Below are 1,431 nucleotides of genomic sequence, written 5' to 3' on the forward strand. Positions count from 1 at the left end.
TGAGCTTTGCAATTTCTTTTTTAATTTTCTTGATTTCTTCAAGGCTTGTAACATCTCCTTCTATGTTAATTGGAGATTTCTTTTTTACCCAACTTCGGACTGCTGTTTCACTTAGGCTATATTCGCTACAAATTTCCCTGATTGTTTTACCGGATTGTATCAATTCTACTATCATTGTTTTGAAATCCTCTGTAAAAGTTCTTCGATTTGTCATTTATGGACACTTCCTTTCTTAAATCTTTAGTATATCTAAAACCTTATTTTGTGTCCATACTTATATACTAACATCAGATAGATACTTTCCTGTTTTAACTCATTTAGTAAAGGGACTATTGTATCTAACAACTCACTTACCTTGACGACATCCTTTAAAATTACGTATATTTCAAGCATATTAACCAATATTAACAACTTATTATCTAGTACTGACTCACTGGCCTTTTGATATATAGAACCATATATCTCTAAGGACTCTTTGTACATTTCTTTACGTTTAAAACAGATGGCCTTAAGTGTCATAATATCTAAGTACTTAGATAGTTGCCTTTCATTAATGAAAAGCTCTAAGCTATTTAATTCATTTATACACTGATTGTACTTACCTAAGTATTTATAGGCCAATGCACGATTATATATGATGCTTATAAATAACGTACCATTGCTTTCATTCTTGAAGGTTTCAACCATATTGGCGTATTCTAAAGCTTCCTCATATTTAGCCAATCTAATACAGCAAAACATTACCTTTGAGCATATCTTTATGATCCTGGTATAGTCAAATAAGCGTATTGTATTTTCAAATGACTTAATATAGTAAATAAGGCTTTTATTGTACTCTCTTTGTCTACCATAGATGTCTCCAATACTTTCGAAAATAATGGATTTTTCAGAGGGAAGGTCCCAACTGTTTAAGAACATATTGATTTCCTCAAAATAAGTATCAATATTTATGTTAGTAATGTTTTGATCATGTTTTAAAGTGTCAATATACTCATTTGCTGTCTGCTTTGCCTCGAAGAAACCATCAATTGATAGATCTCTTTCATCTATGATAACATCTAGATTTCTTTCATTTGCCAATCTGTTCATATTTTCAATAACTATCTTCATAGTACTGTCGTTTAGAGCTACTTTTTCATTTTCAATCAAACTAATGAGATTACGGGTGATATCACTACCTACAATCTCATATTGCCTAAAGCCTAATGCCTTTCTAACTTTCTTTAATAACCTACCCCTAGATATACAATTAACTTCTTCCATTATCTTCACATCCATTACATGTATTGATTACTTAGGTCTATTATAATGAACCCAGGAAGTTGGACACAAAAAGTTGAAAAATAAGTTATAATAAGAATATGAAAAGACGACATTTTACCCCGGAAGAAAAATCAAAAATAGTATTAGAGCTGCTGAGAGAAGAAGTAA

Annotated in this window: 2 protein-coding genes; both read right to left on the reverse strand. The window is 30.7% G+C overall.

The window, feature by feature from the left end:
* Window positions 1–214, reverse strand: a 214-nt coding sequence (locus AN619_RS15150) for a transposase (protein ID WP_068556888.1), incomplete at its 3' end; no start/stop codon positions are given.
* A 35-nt stretch (window positions 215–249) separates the two neighbouring features.
* Complete coding sequence (locus AN619_RS15155) at window positions 250–1,263, reverse strand: hypothetical protein (RefSeq protein WP_068558107.1); 1,014 nt, start codon at window positions 1,261–1,263, stop codon at window positions 250–252.
* Window positions 1,264–1,431 lie beyond the last annotated feature (168 nt).

The sequence above is a fragment of the Thermotalea metallivorans genome, from assembly GCF_001562415.1.
In the GTDB taxonomy this organism is placed as follows: domain Bacteria; phylum Bacillota; class Clostridia; order Peptostreptococcales; family Thermotaleaceae; genus Thermotalea; species Thermotalea metallivorans.